18 protein-coding genes, 1 pseudogene and 1 riboswitch are annotated in these 23,827 nt (G+C 48.8%); of the genes and pseudogenes, 13 read left to right on the forward strand and 6 right to left on the reverse strand.

All coding sequences use genetic code 11. The features are described from left to right. Nucleotides 1-250: 250 nt before the first annotated feature. From ACGCCZ_RS09465 to ACGCCZ_RS09475, 3 genes are all read left to right on the forward strand, one after another. Entirely contained in the window at nucleotides 251-976 is a 726-nt protein-coding gene (locus ACGCCZ_RS09465; protein ID WP_085532956.1) for an RICIN domain-containing protein, read from the forward strand. A gap of 264 nt (nucleotides 977-1,240) precedes the next feature. Further along, nucleotides 1,241-1,741, forward strand: coding sequence for a hypothetical protein (locus ACGCCZ_RS09470; RefSeq protein WP_411655890.1), 501 nt, complete (start codon nucleotides 1,241-1,243; stop codon nucleotides 1,739-1,741). A gap of 25 nt (nucleotides 1,742-1,766) precedes the next feature. After that, complete coding sequence (locus tag ACGCCZ_RS09475) at nucleotides 1,767-1,964, forward strand: hypothetical protein (protein ID WP_411655891.1); 198 nt, start codon at nucleotides 1,767-1,769, stop codon at nucleotides 1,962-1,964. 82 nt (nucleotides 1,965-2,046) lie between these two features. On the opposite strand, the gene ACGCCZ_RS09480 is transcribed toward ACGCCZ_RS09475, so the two are convergent. Next, nucleotides 2,047-5,298, reverse strand: coding sequence for a 5'-nucleotidase C-terminal domain-containing protein (locus tag ACGCCZ_RS09480; RefSeq protein ID WP_411655892.1), 3,252 nt, complete (start codon nucleotides 5,296-5,298; stop codon nucleotides 2,047-2,049). Nucleotides 5,299-5,525: 227 nt separating this feature from the next. Between ACGCCZ_RS09480 and sdaAB the strand changes: the two genes are divergently transcribed. Continuing rightward, on the forward strand, nucleotides 5,526-6,197 hold the full coding sequence (sdaAB, locus tag ACGCCZ_RS09485; protein ID WP_054324244.1) for an L-serine ammonia-lyase, iron-sulfur-dependent subunit beta: 672 nt from the start codon (nucleotides 5,526-5,528) through the stop codon (nucleotides 6,195-6,197). Beyond that, nucleotides 6,198-7,067, forward strand: a complete 870-nt coding sequence (sdaAA, locus tag ACGCCZ_RS09490; RefSeq protein WP_054324245.1) for an L-serine ammonia-lyase, iron-sulfur-dependent, subunit alpha — start codon at nucleotides 6,198-6,200, stop codon at nucleotides 7,065-7,067. Between the two features lie 685 nt (nucleotides 7,068-7,752). On the opposite strand, the gene ACGCCZ_RS09495 is transcribed toward sdaAA, so the two are convergent. Beyond that, a complete protein-coding gene (locus ACGCCZ_RS09495; protein ID WP_411655893.1) occupies nucleotides 7,753-8,589 on the reverse strand; it encodes a hypothetical protein in 837 nt (278 codons plus the stop codon). 371 nt (nucleotides 8,590-8,960) lie between these two features. On the opposite strand from ACGCCZ_RS09495, the gene ACGCCZ_RS09500 reads away from it, so the two are divergent. Continuing rightward, on the forward strand, nucleotides 8,961-9,812 hold the full coding sequence (locus tag ACGCCZ_RS09500) for an alpha/beta fold hydrolase (protein ID WP_411655894.1): 852 nt from the start codon (nucleotides 8,961-8,963) through the stop codon (nucleotides 9,810-9,812). A 156-nt stretch (nucleotides 9,813-9,968) separates the two neighbouring features. Here ACGCCZ_RS09500 and ACGCCZ_RS09505 read toward each other — a convergent pair whose 3' ends face one another. Next, the gene (locus tag ACGCCZ_RS09505) at nucleotides 9,969-10,547 is read right to left on the reverse strand and encodes a folate family ECF transporter S component (protein WP_143255277.1); all 579 of its coding nucleotides are present in this window, start codon (nucleotides 10,545-10,547) and stop codon (nucleotides 9,969-9,971) included. A gap of 90 nt (nucleotides 10,548-10,637) precedes the next feature. Next, nucleotides 10,638-10,735, reverse strand: a riboswitch (THF riboswitch). Nucleotides 10,736-11,473: 738 nt separating this feature from the next. Between ACGCCZ_RS09505 and ACGCCZ_RS09510 the strand changes: the two genes are divergently transcribed. The 3 genes and pseudogenes from ACGCCZ_RS09510 to pdaA all read left to right on the forward strand — a co-directional run bounded on the left by ACGCCZ_RS09510 (nucleotide 11,474) and on the right by pdaA (nucleotide 18,041). Further along, entirely contained in the window at nucleotides 11,474-15,943 is a 4,470-nt protein-coding gene (locus tag ACGCCZ_RS09510; RefSeq protein WP_411655895.1) for a GLUG motif-containing protein, read from the forward strand. After that, nucleotides 15,927-16,961 carry a hypothetical protein gene (locus ACGCCZ_RS09515; RefSeq protein WP_411655921.1) on the forward strand — a complete coding sequence of 345 codons (1,035 nt, stop codon included), beginning with the start codon at nucleotides 15,927-15,929 and terminating at the stop codon, nucleotides 16,959-16,961. The genes ACGCCZ_RS09510 and ACGCCZ_RS09515 overlap by 17 nt, the downstream gene beginning before the upstream one ends. Nucleotides 16,962-17,235: 274 nt before the next feature. Further along, a pseudogene (pdaA, locus tag ACGCCZ_RS09520) lies at nucleotides 17,236-18,041 on the forward strand (delta-lactam-biosynthetic de-N-acetylase). 339 nt (nucleotides 18,042-18,380) lie between these two features. Here the strand turns inward: pdaA and ACGCCZ_RS09525 are convergent. Genes ACGCCZ_RS09525 through ACGCCZ_RS09535 form a run of 3 tightly spaced genes read right to left on the reverse strand, consistent with a single transcriptional unit; the run spans nucleotide 18,381 to nucleotide 19,574 of the window. Next, a complete protein-coding gene (locus ACGCCZ_RS09525) occupies nucleotides 18,381-18,578 on the reverse strand; it encodes a divergent PAP2 family protein (protein ID WP_411655922.1) in 198 nt (65 codons plus the stop codon). Then, on the reverse strand, nucleotides 18,535-18,795 hold the full coding sequence (locus ACGCCZ_RS09530) for a divergent PAP2 family protein (RefSeq protein WP_411655896.1): 261 nt from the start codon (nucleotides 18,793-18,795) through the stop codon (nucleotides 18,535-18,537). Before ACGCCZ_RS09530 ends, ACGCCZ_RS09525 begins: the two co-directional genes overlap by 44 nt. Beyond that, on the reverse strand, nucleotides 18,792-19,574 hold the full coding sequence (locus ACGCCZ_RS09535; RefSeq protein WP_411655897.1) for a TVP38/TMEM64 family protein: 783 nt from the start codon (nucleotides 19,572-19,574) through the stop codon (nucleotides 18,792-18,794). Before ACGCCZ_RS09535 ends, ACGCCZ_RS09530 begins: the two co-directional genes overlap by 4 nt. Before the next feature lie 136 nt (nucleotides 19,575-19,710). Between ACGCCZ_RS09535 and ACGCCZ_RS09540 the strand changes: the two genes are divergently transcribed. The 4 genes from ACGCCZ_RS09540 to ACGCCZ_RS09555 all read left to right on the forward strand — a co-directional run bounded on the left by ACGCCZ_RS09540 (nucleotide 19,711) and on the right by ACGCCZ_RS09555 (nucleotide 23,814). After that, a complete protein-coding gene (locus ACGCCZ_RS09540) occupies nucleotides 19,711-20,646 on the forward strand; it encodes a TIGR01212 family radical SAM protein (protein ID WP_411655898.1) in 936 nt (311 codons plus the stop codon). A gap of 330 nt (nucleotides 20,647-20,976) precedes the next feature. Next, entirely contained in the window at nucleotides 20,977-22,035 is a 1,059-nt protein-coding gene (locus ACGCCZ_RS09545) for an alcohol dehydrogenase (RefSeq protein WP_085532939.1), read from the forward strand. Between the two features lie 13 nt (nucleotides 22,036-22,048). After that, nucleotides 22,049-22,606: a hypothetical protein gene (locus ACGCCZ_RS09550; RefSeq protein WP_054323439.1), complete on the forward strand. Its 558-nt coding sequence runs from the start codon at nucleotides 22,049-22,051 to the stop codon at nucleotides 22,604-22,606. Nucleotides 22,607-22,620: 14 nt separating this feature from the next. Further along, nucleotides 22,621-23,814 carry an alanyl-tRNA editing protein gene (locus tag ACGCCZ_RS09555; RefSeq protein WP_411655899.1) on the forward strand — a complete coding sequence of 398 codons (1,194 nt, stop codon included), beginning with the start codon at nucleotides 22,621-22,623 and terminating at the stop codon, nucleotides 23,812-23,814. The last annotated feature ends 13 nt before the right edge of the window (nucleotides 23,815-23,827 follow it).

Raw genomic sequence — 23,827 nt, forward strand, 5'->3', positions numbered from 1 at the left:
TTGATGCGATATTAACAAACGACTTCCATACTCGTGTAGTTTTCGCATTTATCGTGAAACGCTTTCGCGTTTTTCGTGCGCCGCTCATAAACCCGTGGGCAATATGACTGGTTTTATTTTTGGAAACAATTTACTTTCTGTGGTCTGTTCCAAAGATGAAAGACGTAGCGTTGACTTTCCCCGCCCACGTGCTATAATAAACATCATAGAATTAAAACTTAAAATTCTGTAGGCAGAAGGGGTGTTGAACATGAGTGGACAGGCGAAAAACACTTTCTCCAATAAAGTATACAGTATTCGATCGAAGCAGAGCGAGAAAGCGCTGGAAGCAGAACTCTGTGAAGGCAGCAACAAAGTTCAGATGAATCCGTATAATGGCGGCGACAATCAACAATGGCAGTTTGTAGCTAGTGAAGATCAATATTACAAGCTGCTCAATAAGAGCACTGGCAAGGCACTGGACATTATGCTGGGTGGCTCAGAAAATGGCACATGGTTGCATCAGTGGGACAGTGTATCTTCGGATAGCCAGCTCTGGTATGTGGAAGAGACATCGGATGGATTTTATAAGATCAAATCCAAAGTCTCTGGAAAATGTGTGGATATTGTGGGGATGTCCCAAGAGGACGGTACACGTCTGCAAATCTGGGAAGATCTGAATGGTGACAATCAACAGTGGAAGTTGGAACAGATTGTTGAAAAGAAGCCGGCAAAGACAACAGAAAAGAAGGAAGCATCCCCTGTAAAGGAAATGGTTCCAGAAGCGCCCAAAGCGGTCGTTAAGGCAGAAACCAAGACTACTGCAAAGACAAAGGAGGCTTCTGCGCCAGCCAAGAAAACCTCTACAAGAGCGACAAAAGCAAAAGCAGCGCAAGAGAAAAACGAGACAACCGCTCCAGTTGTTGAGGAAAAAGCAGCTGCAAAAACACCAGCTAAAAAGACACCGGCAAAGAAAACTACCCGCGCAAAGAAATAATGTATGATCGTGTAAAAGCCCATGGGCGGTCGATATTCCGCCTGCGGGCTTTTTCTTTTTCACATGGGGAGATTTTCCACCCGAAACGGGGCTGGACTTTTTGTAGGTTTTGGATATACTTATCTTTTATAGCCCTGCGTCAGAAGTAGGGAATTGGCGACTGGGTGGTCGGCAACCAAAAAGATGGCTGGGTAAGCTACAACCGTTGCGCTGGATTTGTATGACGATGATTTATAGGGCGCTGTTCCCTTTAGGAGGATTTTTATGAGAAAGATAAAGCAGTGGAATTGGAGTAAAATCCTATCGATGTTTGTTTTTGCGTCTCTGTTGGTTTCGGCAATCTTTGTGGCTGTTCGTTTGGTTCTGGCGCCTTCGCAGCCGGATGGCAGCAATTTTGAGCGGTTGAAAAGCGATTATGTTCTGATGTTGGTGCAATGCGTTTTGGGAATGGTAGTCCTTCTTTTGCCAAGTGTGATTGCAAGGCGTCTTAAAATTGAAATTCCTTCTGGAATGATGATTTTATTTGTCATCTTTCTCTATTGTGCAATTTATTTGGGCGAGGTCAGGAGCTTTTATTATCATATTCAGTCGTGGGATACCGTGCTGCACTGGTTCAGCGGAGCGATGATTGGCGCTTTGGGCTTCTCATTTGTTGCATTATTCAACAATTCTGAGCGAATTCCCGTCAATCTGGAGTCCATTTTTTGTAGCAGCATTTGCCTTTTGCTTCGCCGTGACGTTGGGTGTATTTTGGGAATTCTATGAATACTCTTTCGATGGCCTGTTGGGATTGAACATGCAGAAATTCGCGCTAGAAGATGGGACGCAGTTGGTTGGGCGCGCTGCCTTGCAGGACACGATGAAGGATTTGGTGGTAGATGCTGTCGGCGCGTTTGCAGCCAGTTTAATTGGGTATATCTCCTTGAAACACAAGAAAGGCTGGATTGAGAAATTTCAGATCATTCGGAAAAAGCATAGCGAAAAATAAAAAATCCAACCAAACAAACAGAGAAGGCTCCAGGACGAACCCGGAGCCTTCTCTGTTTTTATGTTTTTGGGAGGAGGTCCTTTTAATCGATAGTAACGCTGCAATGACGTTGTGGCACAGTGCCGGAAAGCTGTGTATAAACTCCCGCGCTCTGACCAGGTGTGCCGATCGCATAGACACGGAAATAAAAATCATTTCCAATTTGAGCGACAAACTGCGTTTTTAGAATGGAGCCGTCTCCAACTGTGAAATTAGGAACCAATCCATTCCCATTGATCACTGTCATTTTGAAGCAATAAGCAGAACCGTGCTTCAGAGAGAATGGCAGAGTCGTATCGCAGACTACATATGCCTTTGGAGCAGATGCACCAACAATGGCGGTTCCCTCTGCTCCATAAAGGGAAGCAGACGAATTCGACTTTGAGGAAGAACCGCTCTGATGGTGCTGAGAGGTCGAGAGGCTCTTCAACACAGTGCGTAGATTTTCCTCTTCGGCGGCAATCGCTTCTTCATCGGCAAACGGATCAGCAAGTGTGTTTAAAGCGCGGTCCAATGCGGATTCTAGACGAGCAGCATCCTTTGCGTTCAGACGATTTGCTGGAACCTGTTGTGCTTCTTCGATCAGGGCTTTCAAAGCATCTTTGTTGGGAATCTTGCGCAATTCGGCAATTGCCGTGTTTAAAGCAGAAGCCGCTTGATCGACCTGCTCTTGTAAACATTCCTCCGTAATTTTACAAGCAGCGGCGAGTGCATCCCGGAAAGCTTTGAATGAATCTTGATGAATGTCCACATACTCACTTTCGAGTTTTGGCTCAATTTCATTGGCTTTGTCGATCAACAGCTGCAATTGGTGGAGATCTGCTTTATATTGAAGGGTATCAATCGCAGAGGAAAGAGCCTGACGAGCTTCCTGAATCTCATCCTCCATTGCATCGGGGTTGTCATAGACAATCTGTGCGGCCTCTAGAGCTTTTTCAAACGCATTCCAACTGGATGTAGTAAAATCATCCTTTTGCAGAAGATCGGCGACTGCAAGGAGCTCTTCGAGAGCCGTTTTATCGCCAGCCTGGAAAGAGAGGTACTGGATTGCGTCCATCAATTTTTGCCAGGCGGTATCGATATCTTCTTGCGTGACATCCTGTGTATCATCGATCTGTTTAGCCTTTTCCAGGGCTTTATCGAAACGCTTTTGAACGGTGGGAACAGCGCCAGCATATTCCTCGCTATCCTGCAAGCCTTCCGCGATTTGGATCACTGTGCGCAGAATTTCTTTATTCACAACTGTGAATTGGAAATCCAGCAGAACGGTCCCGTTGGGCATATCAAAAGAGTGCGTGTACTCTTCAGAGCTATCCAGTACGAGGGACTCTCCATTCAATGTTGCAGAAGCAAGTTTCCGTCCAGAGACTGTGGGAGCAAAGGTCAGTTCAACCGACTCACCTGCCATGACGGAGGCTTGATAGTTGCCAGTGAGGTTTGCAAAGCCAACGTCGCCATCTGCCAGGGAGAGTTGTACCTTCTTGGGATCAAAGGTGGAATAGAGTGCATGCGCCGCATCCGGGACATCGCTTTCCCGCCCATAAATACGCCAGGTACTGGTAATTTCTGGGGAGATCGTTCCCTGCTCTCGGATATACTCTGCGAGCAAATTGCGAACCTGTCCTTCGTCCTCGCCAATCTGTTCCTGGGTGGAGAAAGTCACTCGGCTCTTGTCATCTGGCTGCATGGTAGGCACATGTGCGATATAGTCACCACCGCCGGTGAAACGATAGTTGTTCATTGCAACGGTAAAGATTTCATCGTCAGAAACGGGACGCCCCTGGTAGGTCATATTTTGGATGCGTTCCCCTTCTGGCGCATAAAGATGAATTTCGTAATCCATACCGTATAGGACGTCTAAATAGATACCGCCGCCGCTGACCGCACCGGTTTCCGGATTCACCCGGTACTTCGTTGCAGCAAACTCCATCCAGTCTTTAATTTCCCGGACAGACATTTTTACACTGTATAACCAGTTTTCATACTTGTAAAGACGGTACATCAGCCCCAGGGAAATGTCCCCTTTGGGGATCAAATTTTCGCCGCCTCCAGACGTCAGGGGGGCACAAATGGAAAGTTGCGCCCCAGTTGCCTCGATCTGAACCTTGTTTACCAAGTCCATAAAGGCGCTTGGCACCAATGCAAGATCTTTAGAGGAGAAATCTCCGGTTGCAGTTCCAAGCGGTTGTTCCAGATATTCCCATGTGCGGTCTTCATAGGGCTGTAAAGCAGCTTTTAACTCTGCATCTTCTTCAACTCCGCGCATGCTAATAATTTCCTTGGAGGCGACGGTGACCTTTTCGCCTTCTGCAGCATCAGGGTTTACCACCAAATCTACATAAGCTAACCCATTTGCCTTTGTGCCAGGGCTTACAACAGGGATTTCTTTTCCTTCCTTATTGGTGACAGTAGCATTGGCGTTGCTGATATGAAGATGGCCGCTGAATACCAAGTCGATGCCTGTTGTGTTTTCAATGAGTGCACGAACTTGGTTTTCCGAATTCTCCGGATGAGCGCCATCTTCCGAATGCTCACTTTCTACGCCGGCGTGTGCCGCGACGACAATGACGTCACAGCCCTCTTCCTCTTTCATAATGTCAATGTAATGTTCATAAGTAGGGACGAAATTACGAAAATCGATTCCCTCGTAGTTTTCGGCTTTTTCCCATTGCGGGATATTCGGTGTATCAACACCAAGGACGCCAACCTTGACGGTTGTTCCCGTTTCCGTATCTTCAAACTCTTTTACAATGTAGGCTTCGTTGCCCTCCCAAGGTTCCCACTCCGTTCCCTCTTGTACAAAGTTGGCGGCGAGGACCGGAACATGGCTTTCGTCTCCCGAAGAGGGCGCCTTGGCCTGGTCCATTTGGCGTGTCAGAATATCCAGGCCGTAGTTAAATTCATGGTTGCCTAGTACCCATGCATCATATCCCATAAGACGCAACGCCTTGATCGCTGGGTCAACTTCTTCCGGAACCTCGAAGGCGTGATAATACGTCAACGGTGTACCTTGTATGGTATCTCCCACGTCGATCAGAAGAGAATTGGGATTTGCCTCACGGAGCGCCTTGACCTTTGTGGCGACTCGAGTCAGACCACCACTTGTAGTCCCATGCGTTGAATAGTCGGTTGCTAAGATTGCGCCGTGAACGTCGGAGGTTGCCATGACCTGCACGTGCATCCCATCGAGATCCTCAACAGGAGCTGCCGCGGACGCTGTTGTCGGTACCCATACGCTAAACAGCATTGCGACCGACAAGGTTAACGCCCAGAATCTTTGCTTGATTTGTTTCATTTTGATTCCTCCTTCTCCTTTTTACGTGGCAACGAATTGCCTTCTACTTGTTCATATTAGCACAAGTTTCCAGTTTCATAAAGTGTTTTGTTATAAAATAATCGTAAAATTAAGGAAATAATAAAATATTCTGTTGGAATTGGAACATTTTTTCACAAGCCTTGTCATAATGAGGAATCTAAGATTACAATAAAGGATAGAAAGTTTTCTTGGAAGCAGGGGTATGAATGAGTATTTTTGATATTTTAGGACCAGTGATGGTGGGGCCATCCAGCTCGCACACAGCGGGCGCTGTGCGAATCGGGTATATTACACGGGAACTCTTGGGGGAAGAGCCAGTGGAGATTGCTATGTTTTTGCATGGCTCATTTGCAGAAACCGGAGAGGGCCATGGGACAGACCGAGCGTTGATTGCCGGTGTATTGGGAATGCAGCCCGACGATGAACGCATCCCTCATAGCTTTGAACTTGCACGGGAAAGTGGAATTTCGATTGAAAAAGCGAGCATTCACCTGCGCAATGTACATCCCAATACGGTTTTGTTAAAAGTAACGGGACAGAATAACCGGGTACTCGAAGTGGTGGGTTCGTCGCTGGGTGGAGGACGTATTCAGATCTGCCAAATCGATGGGATGAAAACCCGATTCAGTGGAGAAGCGCCTACTTTAGTGGTACGTAATTTCGACCAGCCTGGTCACGTTGCAGACGTCACAAGGCTTTTGGCAGAGGAGCAGGTGAACATCGCCTCCATGCATATTTCCCGCGATGTACGCGGCGGATATGCTGTGATGGTAATTGAGACAGATCATCCCATTCCAGAACCTCTGCTAAAAGACTTAAGAACTCTTGACGGAATTTTACAAGTGACCTGTATCAACCTTAGTAGGGAGGAGAAATAAATGAGCTTTCAATCCATTGAAGAGCTTCTGCATACAGCAGGAAGCGGTCCGCTGTGGCAAGCAGTCCTGAAAGAGGATTGTAAAGATCGCAACGTGGAAGAACATGCATCGTTTGAACGTATGAAGGGAATGTGGAACGCGATGTGCGCTTCAGATCGTGCCTATGATGGAGCGTTGCATTCGGCAAGTGGCCTAGTGGGTGGAGATGGAAACAGGGTTCAGTATTCTGTTGAAAAAGGGAGAACAATCTGTGGTACTTTTCTGGGCGAGGTTATCGCCAGAGCTTTAAAAATGGGGGAGTCCAATGCTTGTATGAAACGAATTGTCGCTGCGCCTACTGCAGGCTCTTGCGGCGTAATTCCGGCAGTATTGATTACCTATCAGAAACATTATGGGACAAAAGACGATGAAATGGTGCAGGCCTTGTTTGTGGCTGCGGGGTTTGGACAGGTTATTGCCGAACGTGCCAGCATCGCAGGCGCACAAGGCGGCTGTCAGGCAGAAATTGGCTCAGCGTCGGCCATGGCTGCCGCTGCCGCTACCGCCCTGCGGGGAGGAACTTCTGAGATGGCATCGCACGCTTTTTCTATGGCCCTGAAAAACCTGTTGGGCCTGGTATGTGATCCAGTTGCCGGTTTGGTCGAGGTGCCTTGTGTCAAGCGCAATGTAGTGGGAGCGGTCAATGCCCTCGCTTGCGCCGATATGGCCCTCGCTGGTGTGGAAAGTCGTATCCCACCCGATGAAGTGATTGACGCTATGCGCGAAATAGGAGATGCAATGCCGTCATCTTTAAAAGAGACGGGAAAGGGTGGACTTGCAGCAACGCCAACCGGTTGCCGAATTTGCCAGCAGATGAAGAACTTGTTTTAAACGGAAAGATTATCAAGAGCGAATTCGGAAGAAGGCCCCCAGCCGATTGTTGGCTGGGGGCCTTCTTCCGATCGTTTCTTTTGTATTAAAGATCGCTGATTTTATGAATGGTGATGTTAATCCCAGTATATAAAAATGATTGGCCATCTCCGACCACGTTGAGTGTAGCCGGTACAGTTGTAACGGGAAAAATCTGTGAGAATGAGAAATTGACGACTTCTCCGGAGGTTTGGAATGTGTGGCTAATATCAGTTCCCAATACTTGCGCCCCCTGCAATTGCAAATAAGACGATAATTACCATTGGAAAAGTAGGAGAACCAAAAGGGCTGATGGTTCCGTGGAAAGAAACCTCATAGTAACCGGTTTGCTGAATTAGAAAATTTGCGGTTCTGGGTGTATGAACAATTGCGCTACCCTGAATTGCTCCATCTCGGTCAAAAACGAAGGGGGTTCGGTTAGCTCCTGGTTGAGGAGGAGTGGAATAAGCTGTATACAGTTCAGAGGAAATCCCGCTACCACCGGTTGCCCCTCTGGGGATGACAAAGTTCAAAATTGCGTTTTGTTCAGTTCCTGAGTTGGTAACTTCTGCAGGTGTCCCGGGTTCCCCTGTAGTAACTGTTCCGATCTGAATCGTTGCAGCATTTCCTTGAGGCCCGGTTGCACCCGTTGGACCTGTATTACCAGCTATTCCTTGTGGACCCTGTGGCCCAGGACCCCTTGAATCCCCTGAACGCCTGTTGGCCCTGTAGCACCGCGTGGGCCGGTTGTACCGACTGGCCCGGTTGGTCCAGTAGGACCTTGTAAACCTCGTACACCAGTCGGCCCCATTGGCCCAACGGGGCCTGGAGCTCCTTCTGGTCCCTGCGGGCCGGTAGAACCCATGCTGCCGGTTGGCCCAGTAGGCCCAGTCGGTCCGGTGTTACCGGTAGGCCCAATGGGACCCGTAACACCTTGTAGGCCGCGTACACCAGTCGGCCCTATTGGCCCAACGGGGCCTGGAGCTCCTTCTGACCCCTGTGGTCCGGCGGGCCCCATGCTGCCGGTCGGTCCAGTAGGCCCAGCCGGTCCGGTGTTACCGGTAGGCCCAATGGGACCTGTAACGCCTTGTAGGCCGCGTACGCCAGTGGGACCAATGGGTCCAGCGGGTCCAGGGGCCCCTTCCGGTCCTTGTGGCCCTGTGGAACCCGTATTACCGGTTACACCAGTAGCGCCAGTTGGCCCGGGAATACCGGCGGGGCCCATCGGTCCCGTGGGACCTTGAAGGCCGCGTACGCCAGTGGGTCCGACTGGTCCAGCGGGCCCGGGAGCCCCTTCAGGCCCCTGCAACCCGGTGGGTCCTGTATTTCCGATAGGTCCCGGAACGCCTTGTGGGCCTTCTGGCCCAGGGACGCCTTGAATCCCCTGCGGGCCTGCGGGGCCGGTTGCACCTCTGGCTCCCGTGGGGCAGAGGCATCCGAGCGGTGGACAAGGGACCCAACAGGGTGGACAAGCATTGCAATTGTGATTTGAGTAGATATTCAAAAAATCACCTCCTGACCTTATCAGTGTATGCAGGGCAATCCGTAAGGGAATTTCGATCTTATTTGCATACATTTTGTGAACATCATTTCTTGACATATTCGGAAATACATGGTAGTGTGAAGCTGTCAATATTTGGCAAATTATAAAATATTTTGGAGATGATAAGATGAATCGTAAATGGTTGGCATGTTTTTTGGCAGGGGCAATGCTTCTGGCAGCCCTAGGCGGTTGTGGAACCCAGCAGGATACGGTATCGAGCGAACTACCAGATAGCAGCGAGATCTCTTCCAGCGAGATTTCCTCGCAGGAGGAAGTGTCGTCTGCTGCACCGGTCTCTGAGGGACAAGAGGATTGGTCTACACTGGTATCCGTTGATTGGGAAGAAAACAGTATGGATTCTGGATACGGGCATCAAGATGACCTACTTGACTTGTGGGCCAGAAGATGGAATTCCACTGTTGCTGATTCACGGAGCGACCGACAGCCGTATTTCCTGGTCGCAGGTGGCGCCAAAGTTGGCAGACGCCGGTTTCCGTTGCTATATTCCGGAATTACGCGGACATGGTAAGACAGATAAGCCTGAGGCAGGAGAAGAGGGATACACTGCGGAAATGCATTGTGCGGATGTCCTGAATCTCATGGACAAGTTAGAAGTTGAAAAATTCATTCCGGTAGGTCATTCTCTAGGTTCTCTGATTGCACAGGAGATTATGATTACGGCGCCTGAACGTGTAGAGCGTGGCGTTTTGATTTCCTCCAGCACCAAGATGGGCGGCAATCCAACGCTCGATTGGATTTTGCAGGGCGATGGGACCGATTTCTTAGGCGTTCGCGGGTATGATGAAGAACAGAAAATTCCGGATGACTTCATCAAATCTTGGACGGAAACCACCAATGAGGATGAAAATTTCTGCAAAGCGATCTATGAACATGCTTCTTCATTGCCTTATGCAGATTGGTACAATATCTTTGGAGGTTGTTCAACATTTGACAGTACGGATAGGCTTTCCGGCGTAACATGCCCGGTGGACATCATTTGGGGTTCGGCTGATGTATTCTTCTCACAGGAGGACGAGGAACAACTTCAGAAGGCCCTGAGCAATGCAGAAGTGAACTTCTGTCCGATCGAGGGCGCAAGCCACAATATCCACTGGGACAGTGCAGAAACCTGTGAGGCAGTTGCCTCTGAGATCATACGTTTTGCAGGGGAATCGACGCTGTAAGTGAGAAGGCGTTTTTTGGGAACCTCCTATTGACAAACAGAAATCTGTGATGCTTAATAAAAAAGCAACGCCAGTCCATTGGCGTTGCTTTTTTATTTTTCTCTTTTGAAAACGAAAATGCTTTCTCATCGCCTAGGGTTCAAAAATATTGGACCATTATGCAGCAAACACACGCCGGGAGATCTTTTGTACGGCTTTTCCAACGATATAGAGTAAAGCGATCTCCACAGGTAGTAGCATTAAATTTTTGGTTAGGCGCACAGGGAACAAAGCGGTAAAAGATTTTCCATACAGGATGACCATCCAAAACGTGTTTAACAAAACGTTTAACAGAAGGCTAATGGACGCTTTTGCAACGATCGTACGTGGTAAAGAAATGGGACGACGATACAGAAAAAATCCGTAAATCAGGCCGCCCAGCGCAGCCGTGATGGTAAAGCCAGGAAAATAGGCGCCATCCGGCCGAATCAGATAGGACAGTACATCTCCCACCGCACCCGCCGTAGCTGCTACCACAGGGCCATAGAGCATACCGGTGATTGCATTGGTCAAGAAGCCGAAACCGACGCGCATCTGTGGGGTCAGATACACATGGACGCTGGCCAATGCAATGTTCATAGCGATCATCATGGCAGTTACAACGATGGTCTGGGGCTTCTTTTGCTCAGCAGCAGATTCACGAAGTAGGGTAGCAAAGCGAGGGGGATTCAGAGAGTTGTTGGTCAATTTGGACATAAAAAAGACACCTCCATCAAATTCATCGCGGAAAAGCAGGCACGTCAAAAAACGCACATATTGCCGCAAGATGGGATGTCCCAATGATGCAGCAGCGGGATGCGGAGGTCGCACCGCAAGCAAATGCTTTTCGTTCAGCGGCAACTCCCCGTCCGACTGACACTTTACGCGCGAACCCCTACTCTGCTTTATTCGACTGTAAACCAGATTATAGCATACTTTACAGAGAAGTACAAGTGTTGCATGGCATCACATTCATGAACAAAATGGTCAGATTTTCTTAATTGTTGGAATCACAATCGAAATGAATAAGGCGGCCGTATATTATAACATTATCAAATTAATCCAAAATATTTTATATTTAAATTATATCATTTATAAAGAGAATAATATGTATTGAGAAAATTATTATCTTCATCACAGGAAAAAAGGTGCATGAAAAGGGAATTAATGTACACTTTTGCATACTCATAAGGGTTGGTGCTTGCGAAAAAATTCCATAAAATGTTATAATACACATATTAATTAGGAGACAAATATGAGGGAATATTGTGCAAAATGCCCTTTTTAAAGGCGGAAGTTTCATCATACTGTCTCTAAATTCTATATTTCCATTGAAATATAGAAGAAATAATAAAAAGGGGGAGTGTATGAATCTGCCGGGATGAAAAAGGCAGAGAACCAAACTGAAAAGTAGTGGGAAGAAATAAAGAAGGAGGTCTAAAAGTAGATGAGACAAAAACGTTCGACGAAGATCTTATCTTTGCTGCTGTCACTGACCATGGTCCTGGGAATGTTCACAGGAAATCTTGCATTTGCGGCGGAAAAAGACGTGAAAGACTCGACAACATCTTTCCTGTCTGAAGACTTCGACGGAAGGCGAGACTCGTACGTATGTCCTGCATCCCTCTGGATTAACAAAAGGAATGTCGGTTGTCGTACCGATCGGTGAAACAGCGGTTGTCAGCTGGGAGTGGGATCAAGAGGAAAACGGCTATATCCCTCACATCAACGGCGTAAAAATGCGCGATGATCTGACGTTTGATGCGGAGGCCATTGCCCCGATTGTATGTAATCCGCTTAGCGATGACGGCAAGCAGGTTGTCGGCGGCCTTCAGAAAATTCGTTCTGTCCCGGATCAGGAATATGTCCTGGCGCCGACAGAGGAGACGACGGATGAGGAACTGGATATCCTTGTGGGGAGACACTCTCCGGACGTACCGTATACGATCCAGTACATAGACCAGGACGGCGTCTTGGTGAAAGAAGTCGAGAAAGTAGCCACACTGTTTGACGATGAATTCTTTGTGAGCTCTTCCATGAAAGATCTTAAGGATTTGGAAGACATCGATGAAATTGAGATCCTTCGTCCAACCTACACAACGATCAATGTGACGAAGGATGAATATGGCAATAATGTCGCGATTCCGGATGTCGTACAGTTTAACGTGAAGGTTACCCGCTATTCGGCGACAAGGGATATCACCATCCGTTATATGATGGGTAACACAGAGGTTGGAACGGGAACGGTTACCCTGAACCGCGGCGACCCTACGGTTACAATCCATGCCGAAAATCCACCCGAGGGTTATTATTTTAGCCCAGAGGATCAGTCTTATAAAGCAGAATACACAGATGATGGTAAAATTAAAATTGACGGCAGAGTCGTTACAGGCGATCCGGTGATTACCTTTACGGTGAAAAAGACGCCGCCTCCGAAGGCCTATTACGACATCGTTGTCAATGGAGAAAAAGCGTTTACCCTGGGGATTGGCGAGGGAACCTCTGCAACCTTACAGTGGAAGAAATACCAGCCGCCGTATGTTGACGGATATCCGCAGAAGCCAGCCTACAACCGTCTGGAATTGGTAACGGGCGGAAAGACCTATTATCCGGAAACGGTAACAGATTCGGATGGGACGGAAACAAACGGCTTTAAGTCTCATGAAATTGTTTTGAACGGTAAAAACATCGACGTGACCGGCGCATACAATATGCCGCAGGAAGTCCGCGATGTTCCCCTTGACAGTACCATCGAGCCTATGGTAATTGACCTGACCACGGAAAAAGGCGATGCTGAAAAGTATCCGAAGAGCGCTCCAAAACAGATGGCTGTGACCATCACGAATCAGGTTCCGGTTGTCACAGGAGTCAAGATTTCTCATCCAAATGAGAAGATTGAAAAGGGAACCACCGAACACTTTACGGCAACGGTGGAGGGCGAACATGTATCGCAAGAAGTCACATGGTCGGTGATCGGAACAAAACACAGCTCCATCGATGCGGACGGTGTCCTGACTGTTCCGGAAGAGGAACCTTATGATATTTTCCGGGTTCGTGCAACGTCGGTAGATGATCCAACGAAGTATGCGGAGGTTGAAGTAAGGCTCGTCCCAGCCGGCATGCCGCAGGGAGCCGGCACGGAAGAAGATCCTTACATCATTACGACCGCCAAGGAACTCAATGCAATGCGCGAGCTGTCCAGTACGTATTCGCCCGAGTATTTCAAAATTGCCAACGACATCGATCTGTCGGAATATGCAGATACCTGGACGCCGATTGGCGACGATTATAACCAGGAATTCGGCGGCATTGTCGATGGCAATGGAAAGACCATCCGCGGCCTAAATGTGGATCAGGCGGATGGAAGATATGTGGGGCTTTTTGGCTATCTCAGAAATTCTACCATTAAGAATTTAACCGTCGAGGTTGAGAAAGTCAATGGACGTACGTATATGGGCGGTTTGGCCGGTTATGCCAATGATTCCATTATCGATCATTGTGCAGTGCGTGCGGCGTCTGAGGATAGTATCATTTCCGGTTCCAGCAACGCTGGCGGCCTGGTTGGTACGGCCCTGGGAACAACGGTTACAAATTCCTATGCAGAAGTTGACGTGAAGGCGGCTAAGTTGGTCGCAGGCCTGATCGGCAGCTTTAGCGGCGATACTTCCGTATATGTAGAGAACTGCTATGCGACCGGCGACGTCACTTCGACCAATACCGATTTGAACACCCATATTCACGCGGGCGGTCTGATCGGCAACGCACAGAAGGCGGACATCCGCAACTGCTTTGCAACAGGTGACATTACAGCAACCGGTATTCGCATCGGCGGCTTGACTGCAACGCTTGCAGCGGCAACCAAGGGCGTGGGCATTGAGAACAGCTACGCATCCGGCACAATCCATGCGGGAGAAGGCTCTACATGGGTTGGCGGTTTGGTTGGTTCCCTGCAGAGCAGTGCTGTTCTTAAAAATACATACTATAATAGCGAGTGCGGTGTAGAGGCCGGCTGTGGAACCGTTTCCAGCGGTCTGGAGGATACGTCTGTCGGCAAGACGGAAGCAGAACTCAAGAGCCGCGATTTTGCATTGTTGCTCAATGCAAATACAGCCTCGGAATCCTCATGGGCAAAATGGGGCTTTGACGCGAATGTCAACAACAGCTACCCGGTCCTGACTGGGATCGGCGTCGGTACAGATGTCGATGAGGTTACAGAGGAAGATCAGTATGTCCACTACAACGTTATGCTGGACAATGTCGGCGGACTGCTACAGACCAATTTTGAAATCGATGTCAAAGTAGGCGACACACTTCAGCTTGGCTATGAATATGCGGTAACGGCAGATTCCAGAGACGACTTTGGTTATTGGCTTACGATCAATGGTAAGAAGGTGTCTCCTAACAAAAACAACGGAAAATTCTATTTTGAATATAATGGAGAAACCATCCAGGTAGGCGCCAATATCGGTTGTATCACTTCGAAGTTGCCGCCAGAGAATCCTCCGGCGCTCGTTCCGACAGAGGACATGGTTGGGGAAACGCAGAATGTCATCATGCCGCTGCGCGACTTTACCCAGAATGTAATCACCATTCCGATCGTAGCAGGTAACTGGTATGACGAGCAGGTCGGTTCGTTCACCTTTGAGGTGGATCATTATACCAAGAGCGACCGTTTCCAAGTGAGCAAGCTCACGCAGTCCAACATTGACGTCACAATGAATGAGGGCTATACCATTGAAGACTGTGTACCGGAAAGCTCAATGGGCTATGCTGTGGTCATGGGTGCAGATGGTGTCGCACGTTTGGGGACTACATCCCCGGCGTTGAATCAGTTCCGCGTGGAAGTCACAAAGGAAGAGACGGTCACCTTCAAGAGCGCAGGAAATGGCTTCTTGAATGATTTGACGAATGCACAAACGCCAGTAATTGAAACAGGAGCGATTGGTTCCGAAGTTCCGGTTCCGACAACTCGTCCGGCCAGCGGCTGTGAGTTTGTTTACTGGACCAATAGTGAAGGCGAAAAGGTAGAGCTCGGCGAAACGGTAAAGGTTCCGCTTGGAGGAGAAACCTATACGGCACACTTTGCAAAGGTGAAGTATACTGTACGCTTTGAGATCACAGATCCGAAATATGGCACCTTGGTAGCCAAAGGAAGTGGCGGCGCACAGGTCGATCCACAGACCGTTGAAGCGACAGGCTATGACTATAATACAGCCAGCTATCCAGAGGTTAAACCTGCAGATGGCTATACATGGTCCGGTTGGAGAGACAAGAATGATCCGGATGGTGAGATTCACAAGTGGGTAGGTACCTTCCAGTTCAGAGAGAATATCACCTATGAAGCGGTCATTGTTCCGGAGAACCATATTGACATTCAGTATCAGTTTGTAGCTCCTGGCGTAGAAAAACCGATTTTGAAGTATAGTGGTAAGCTGTTCTTGAATGAACCCAAGAATTTCATTACAGAAAAGACGATCGAAAATCTGGCAAAGAAGGGCTATCGTCTGGAACCGGCCGAGCAGGCAAATTGGGAAGTTCTTTACAGCGATGTCGGAGTCATTACGCTGAATGGCGAACCGGTTGAATGGCAAGGGCAGGATACCCTGATTACCTACACGGTTGTTCCAACGGCGCCACAGAGCTTGACGGTTTCGTATGGCAAGAACGTCAAGTTGGAAGTCAACGGCGTAAGCCAGCCGATAGCGGATCTAATCGGCAAGTATCAGTTAGATGAGGTGGAGAGCGGCACGGCATTCACCTTTACCTTTACACCTCGTGTAGACGGACAGGCGTTCCGTTCTGTTCAGATTGGCGACGCAGAACCGATTCTCATCAGTGGCACGTCCTATACGTATGAGTTCGAAATGCCGGTAACAGAGACCAATCTGAGCTTTACCTTTGAAATGACCGATAAGACGACGTTGCAGCAGGTTTATGATTATGCGAAGACGTATGTCGAAGATGGAACCGTTGACAAGCTGATTGAAAGTGTAAAGACCGCTTTCATGGAAGCTTATAACCACGCCAAGACTGTTTTGGACGACCCGGCTGCAACCCAGACAGACATCAATGAAGCATGGGTTAGGTTTGCTGGATATGATCCACTATCTTGAGTTTACCCCTGGCGATAAGGCAGACTTGCTGGAACTTTTGAAAATCGCCAATAGCCTGAATTCAGAAGATTACACAGCATCCAGTTGGGACGCCCTTGTTAAGATGCGTACCGCGGCTCAGTCCGTCGCAGACGATGCAGAGGCATTGGAAAATGACATTCAGAAGGCTCGTGATAACCTTTACAATGCGCTCATGGCGTTGGTATATGCGGCCAACCGCAGCCAGTTGGATCTGCTGATTGCAGAAGCAGAAGAAATTCTGCCGCAGTTGGAATCCAAGTATCGCCCGGATGGTCAGGAAGAATTCAAGGCAGCTTTGCAGGCTGCAAAGGACTTGACGGACGAAGCAACGCAGAGCGAGGTCGATCAAGCAGCGCTTCGCCTTTCCAATGCGATTGCAGCTCTGCGGTTGATCCCCAATCGAGATGAACTGAAAGCATTGATTGACGAAGTGAAGCGCTTGGATATGAGCGATTACACGGCTACGAGTGCTTCTGCTTGCCTGGCGGCATTGCACATCGCAGAAAATGCCTACAACAATGCGCAGGCAACTCCAAAGGAAATCATGGAAGCGTTTGATCTTTTGGAAGATACAAAAGCAAATCTGAAGATCAATAACAACCATAATAGTTCCAGCGGTTCCAGCAGTTCCGGCGGTAAGGGCGGCAGTTCTTCCGGTAGCACTGGTGGGACGGCAATTGCGGCGACGTCTCCAGTTGTAAATGCAGCTCAAAACGTCACCGTACAAGCTTCGGTTCGCAGTGATACCACCCTTCCGTTTACGCTCAAGAGAGGTAGTGCTTATTGCTTCAAGATGACAGTTACCAACGGCAGCACCGCAATGCCGAGCTTTACGGTGGGCAATGGTAGTGTATTGAAGACGCAATTCGTTGCAAAGAGCGGGAACGACTATTACTTCCGCGTATGGGCAATCGGAACTCCTGGACAGCAGACGGGCGTGTATACGCAAATGCCTGGTGAAAACCCACAGTTCCATTGCGCAGTTACGATTGGATGATCTTTTAAAGGATTATTCGAAAGGATAGAAAGGCCCCCAGCCAGTCTTTTGTGATTGGCTGGGGGTCTTTTGTGATTTTCTTTACAACGGGGGTATTCCTATGCGAATGGACGCATATGTATAGAATGGCAAAAGTGGATATGATGAAAGCAGAATTTTGATTAAGATGTAACCGGTCTACCTTTAACCGTTATATCTACAACGATTTCGTACGTTTTCGTAATGGTTCGCTTTTAAAAGATCTACAATACCATATAGAAATGGCGGTGAAACGATGGTTGTTGTAATCCGAAAGAAACAAATTCTTGCCGTGCTCCTTTGCCTGTTGCTTTTGGCAGCGGTCCCGGGAATTTTTCATCATGCTTCAACAGCAAGTGTGACAGCATCTGCACAGGCGAATACCAACTGGGGATTGAGTTTTCAAGAAGAGGGAAAAACGCCAGTCGGCAATGCATCCGCTGATTTTTTAAAGCAATATAATGCTTACTATGCGGGAGATCCGGCAAAAAAGACAATTTATCTCACATTTGACGCCGGGTATGAAAATGGCTATACCCCAGCCATTTTGGATACGCTGAAAAAGCACAACGTAAAAGCTGCCTTTTTTGTTGTGGGAAATTACATAGAAACCAGTCCCGACCTGGTCAAACGAATGGTAGAAGAAGGACACATTGTTGGTAACCACACCTACCATCATCCGGATATGTCGAAGATTTCTGCGATGGAGGATTTTCAGAAAGAGATCTCCTCCCTCGAGGCTTTATATAAGGAAACAACTGGGAAAGAGATGGAAAAATTTTACCGGCCTCCCCAGGGAAAATATAATGAGAGCAATTTAAAACAAGCACAGGAATTGGGATATAAAACGATTTTTTGGAGTTTAGCATATGTGGATTGGTATGTCGATAAGCAGCCCTCGAAGGAAGAAGCCTTTGATAAGCTGCTCCACGTATCCATCCAGGGGCGGTTGTCCTATTACATAGCACGTCCAAGACGAATGCTGAGATTTTGGATGAACTTTTGAGCAAGTGGGAGGCAGAGGGTTATACCTTTGGAACCCTGCACGATTTGTGTGGATAGCCATGTGTTCCCCAGCTTTCGATAAAAGAGGACGCTCCTTTTTATGCAGAGAGCCAGGGGCCGGCTGATACCTATTTTTGCCATTGCTCTCGTTCTTGAGACGATCGTTGGAAAAGAGGGTGTCCCAAAACTGCGAATTTTTCGATTCATAGGAAAGGGGCGTCCTCTTTCTGTTTGGGAAAATATCTGCGTTTCTAAAAAAGAGGGTATCCTTCCGTCATTTCATGACTTTTGGGATACCCTCTTTTTTATTTGTTCTATAGATCGTTTGGGGATTTATAAAATAGCTATGCAGAAAGTAAGGAAACACAGATGCCCAACAGAGCGCCACATAACACTTCAAATGGCGTTATGCCCCAAAGATACCTCCAGGGTACCGATGGATTCTTTGATCTCAGCCATTTTTCCTGTTTTGTCGGTTTCCTCCAGATAATCCGCGATTTGATTGATCGCCTTTGCTTGCTCGCCAGCGGCGCGCCGTACGCCCATCGCGTCATATAGAACAACCGCAGCAAACGTCAGGGCGAGTGCAGCAATTGGGGAGGCAAAGCCGACCTCCTGCTACCGTGGCGATTGCCACGGAACATCCCAGAGCGGAATGTGCGCTGGGCATTCCACCTGACTCAGACAACCGTTTTAGGTTGATCTTCTTGTTTTGTAATAAGAATATCCCCGTTTTAATCAACTGGGATAACATCCATGAGATAAATCCCACATTGATAATTCGGTTGCTGATCAGGAGCTGCCAATTCATTCAATTTCCTTCTTTCCGTCTGAATGTACGGTGATTTTTCGATAGATTAACAAACCAATCCCACTGATGATTGCAGTGGCAACGAAAACCAAAACCGCGAACGTATAATTCTGCATCCCAAGCGCTTCCCCGCCAATTGTGGATGTGATGACCGAGGGGATGCGAGCAATGCTGGAGAGGATCAGAAAGGTGCGCAATTTCATGGGAATGAACCCAATAAAATAGGTAAACAGATCCTTGGGTGTACCAGGAATAAAAAACAAAATAAAGATTAATAGGTTTAGCTTTTTTGTATTCTGTAGAAACTTCAAAGATTGGAGTTTTTCCCTTGAGATGAAGGCCTCTACCATCCGGATTCCAAAGGACTTCGTAAGCCCATAAATGATAACGGACCCCACGGCTGCGCCGGCCAAACAGAGGAACATACCGGGTATTGCTCCAAATGCGTATCCCGCGCCGATCTCTACCGCTTCGCCGGGGATGATAGCAATGACCACCTGCAAAGCCATGATCCCTATCAATGTAAGCGGCCCCCAAATGCCTTGTTGCTCCACCCATACGCGAAAGGTTTTTCCATCCGCCAGAAATTCCATCAACTTCTGCCCGACGGTCGCTGCAAATACAATGGAAAATAGGAGAAATCCAATGAAAGATACCAAACTGACAATCCGTCTGCGCCGCAGATACGCAGAGTCCCCCTCCTTTTGGACATGCTTTAACGGCTTGTCCTTCGAATAAGAGGAAACGGTTTTGCAATACAATGGCCCTTCCTTAATCATATCGATACGCCCCTTGCACTTTTTGATTCTGCGTGCTATTCTACAAGTAAATTCTTACAAGTCTCCCCATGAATTTCTTAAAGAAATCTTAAAATGGGACAAGAAAAAACCTGTAAACGTGCAAGGAAGGGATGAAATGGAACATCCATTTCTCTATGCGGACGACAATAAACGATACCATACGCTCGCTTATCATTTGAAAAGGCGATTTGGAAGGCGGGTATTTAAAGCCTCTATCGATGCCGGTTTTACATGTCCGAATTTGGACGGTACACGAGGAACGGGCGGCTGTACCTATTGCCAGGGAGGCAGCGGCGCTTTTGCGCCTGGACCAGCTTTTTCGATCACAAGACAGATTCAGATCGAGCAGGCCCGCATTCACCTCAAGTGGAAGGATGCCCCCGTGATTGCCTATTTTCAGGCACACACCAATACATATGCGCCCCTACCCATCCTCCAGAAAAAGTACGAAGAAGCGCTTGCAGTGGAGGGGGTGTGCGGCTTGAGCCTCGCAACGCGGGCAGACGCATTGTCCCCAGAGACAATCGATTATCTCGCAGAGCTTTCTCAACGGACGTATCTCACGGTGGAGTTAGGCCTACAGACAATCCATGACGAAACCGCGGTGAGAATCCATCGAGGGCACTCTTATACGGAATTCAACCAGGCTTACCAGGCTTTGAAACGACGTGGAATTCGTGTCTGTGTTCATTTAATTGACGGGCTTCCAGGAGAGACGTTCCCCATGATGTTGGAAACAGCACGCGCTGTTGGACAATTGCGGCCAGATGCGGTAAAGCTGCATCTGTTGCACATCCTGCGCGGAACACCCCTTGCCGAAGCGTATACGGCTGGACGGTTTACCCCTATGACGCGGGAAGCTTACATCCATACGGTTTGCACACAGCTGGAATGGCTTCCGCCAGAAACTGTGATTGAACGTGTGACTGGTGATGGACAACGTGAAATGCTCTTGGCGCCGCTTTGGAGTCTTGATAAGATTGCCGTACTCGGCGGCATTGACCGCGAGCTGGCACGGCGCAATACGGTTCAAGGGGCGCGCTTTTCCTAAAAAGCTTCTTCTAAGAGTGTACGAGTGTTGGGAAAAAAAGTCAAGCGAATAAAGAGGAAAACACGAAAACCTGATCGATGGAAAGTAAGATCGAAAGAGAGAAATCACATAGGATTCTCATACAATCGGGAAAATCGATCCGATAGAGGTGTAAATATCGGAGGATTTGGGCCGCGCGCCCTTTCGAGACAGGTGGGAGATGGTGCCTTCGGAGGATCTCTAGAGGGAAATGGTGTGGGAAATACGCTATATTCCTGTGGAATGGGCAAGTCGAATGGGATGAAATGTACTTATAGAAATTTATTTATCTAGGAGAACAGGAGGATATCGATGCAAAAAACGATGTTAGCGGCGGTTTATCATGGGTTCGAGGATTTGCGCTTGGAAGAGCGCCCGATTCCCAAACTACAGGACCCGCGGGATGCCATTGTAAAAGTAACTCTTTCCACAATTTGTACCAGTGACTTGCATATATTGCATGGAGCGGTTCCGAGGGCTGTGCCGGGGACCGTATTGGGGCATGAATTTGTCGGAGAGATCGTTGCTATTGGAGAAGGTGTGAAAAAGCGGAAGGTGGGTGAACGTGTGGCAGCCAACTGTATCACTTTTTGTGGGGATTGTTGGTTTTGCCGCAAGGGATTTATCAACAACTGTACACATGGCGGTTGGGAGCTCGGCTGCCGAATAGATGGCTGCCAAGCAGAATATGTCCGCGTACCCTATGCAGACATGGGATTGACCAAAATTTTAGACAATGTTAAGGATGACGATGCATTGTTTTTGGGGGATATCCTATCCAGCGGCTATTTTGGTGCAGAGTTGGCAGAGATTCATCCAGGCGACACGGTTGCAGTGATTGGCGCTGGACCAGTGGGGCTTTGCGCTGCAATGTGTGCAGGTCTATTTGGCGCCGGAGATGTGATTATGCTCGATATTGACCCGGAGCGCTTGGAACTCGCCAAACAGCTTGGGCTTGCTACCTATGGGATTTGCCCTTCGGAGGTAAACGCGGAGGAGGCTGTTCGTTCTTTGACACAGGGCCGCGGCGCGGATGCGGTGATCGAGGCCGCGGGAGGGGCGGATAGTTTCCAGACCGCTTGGCAGATCGCCCGGCCCAATGCGGTTGTTGCGTTGGTTGCCATGTATGAGCAAGCGCAATCGCTTCCTCTGCCGGATATGTATGGAAAAAATCTGATCTTCAAAACAGGAGGAGTGGATGCGGTTCACTGCGAGCAACTGATGAAGCTGCTTTCTTGTGGAAAACTGCACACAGATTTCCTCATTACGCATCGCGCACCATTGAACGACCTTTTAGAAGGATACCGTATATTTGGCGGCAAGCAGGATCACTGCCTGAAATGGGCGGTTACACCGCCAGTCAGCCGATAGGGGGGAGTAAACGATGATTCCGACAATAGAGCAAGCGCAAGCACTGCTGGAACAGTATAACCGGGAGGCGTTCCACCTTCGTCATGCTAAGATTGTCTCCGGTGTGATGGGCTGGTTTGCGAAGGAACTAGCGCCGGACGAAATTGCATTTTGGAAAGTGGTCGGTCTGTTGCACGACCTCGATTTTGAACGGTATCCAGAACAACATTGTATCAAAAGCCAAGAGATCATGCGGGAGAATGGAATCGATGAGCGCATAATCCGGGCCACCGCCAGCCATGCCTATCCGGCGGTAGACATCCGGCCCGAACATATCATGGAGAAGGTTCTCTATGCCACGGATGAACTCACTGGGCTAATCGGTGCAGTTGCATTGATGCGGCCCTCAAAAAGTGTTTCGGATCTAGAGGTGAAATCGGTTAAAAAGAAATTTAAGACGCCAAACTTTGCAGCGGGCTGTTCCCGTGAGGTGATTCAGGCGGGGGCGGACATGCTCGGTTGGCCGCTGGATGAACTGATACAAAAGACCATACTTGCCATGCGCAGCCTACAGGATGAGATGGAACTCTGAGGAGGACAACAACAATGGGACAGATACCGACACAGCGGCTTTATTATGAAGATGCTTATTTACAGAAGTTTACGGCAACGGTCACTGGGTGTGAGGCGCAGAAGGATGGCTTTACCGTTACCCTGGATCGCACCGCCTTTTATCCGGAGGGCGGCGGACAGCCCGCAGACCATGGGATACTTGGGGACGCCAAGGTGTTGGATGTCCAAGAACAGGGTGGCCGGCTGCTTCACACTACGGACCGCCCGCTCGAAGTAGGAACAACGGTGGAAGGGATAATCGACTGGCCGAGACGATTCCTGTTTATGCAGCAACACACCGGAGAACATATCGTCTCCGGAATTACCCACCGCCTGTTTCAATGGAACAATGTGGGGTTCCATATGGGTGCGCAGGCGGTCACGGTGGACTTCAATGGGGAACTGACCACAGATCAAATCGCGCAGGTAGAGCATCTGGCCAACCAGGCGGTCTATGAGAATCTGCCCGTGCAGGCGGAATGGCCCTCCAAGGAGGAGCTGGAGCAAATCGACTACCGCAGTAAAAAAGAGCTCGCTGGGGAAGTGCGGATTGTGACGATACCCGGTTATGATTGCTGTGCCTGTTGCGGCCTTCATACGGCACAGACCGGAGAAGTAGGCGCAATTAAAGTGGTTGCGATGCAGCGTTACAAAGGCGGCGTCCGGGTGACGCTACAGTTTGGAAGCCGTGCCTTGGCAGATTACGACGAAAAGTTGAAAAGCGTCACAGATATTTCGGTTCTTCTTTCGGCAAAGCCAGAGGAAGTGGTGGGCGCAGTAGAGCGCCTGCTTTCGGAACGGGACCATCTTCGGCAACAAGTTTATCAATTGCAACAGGAGATCTTTGCCCAGAAGGTTGCTGCGGTTCCAGAAGGCCAGGAGCGCGTCTGCTTTTTTGAGGAAGGACTCTCTCCGGATAGTCTGCGGAATTTCTGCTTGGCGCTCTCCGAGCGCGCAAGAACAGCGGTTGTTTTTTCCGGAACGGATGCAGATGGCTGGAAATATGCGATTGCAGGAAAGGAGGACGTCCGTTCCCTGGGGAGAGCACTCAACCAGAGGTTTTCTGGGCGCGGGGAGGAAAGGCAGAGCTGGTCCAAGGGTCCGTACAGGGGACGCGGCAGGCCATTGAATCCTTTATTCTTAAGGACTTGCTGCCGTCCTAATGGCTATCAGCCGGAAAATTCATAGATAAATAGGGATC

Origin of the sequence: Anaeromassilibacillus sp. SJQ-1 (assembly GCF_046693725.1) — a bacterium.
GTDB lineage: Bacteria > Bacillota > Clostridia > Oscillospirales > Acutalibacteraceae > Anaeromassilibacillus.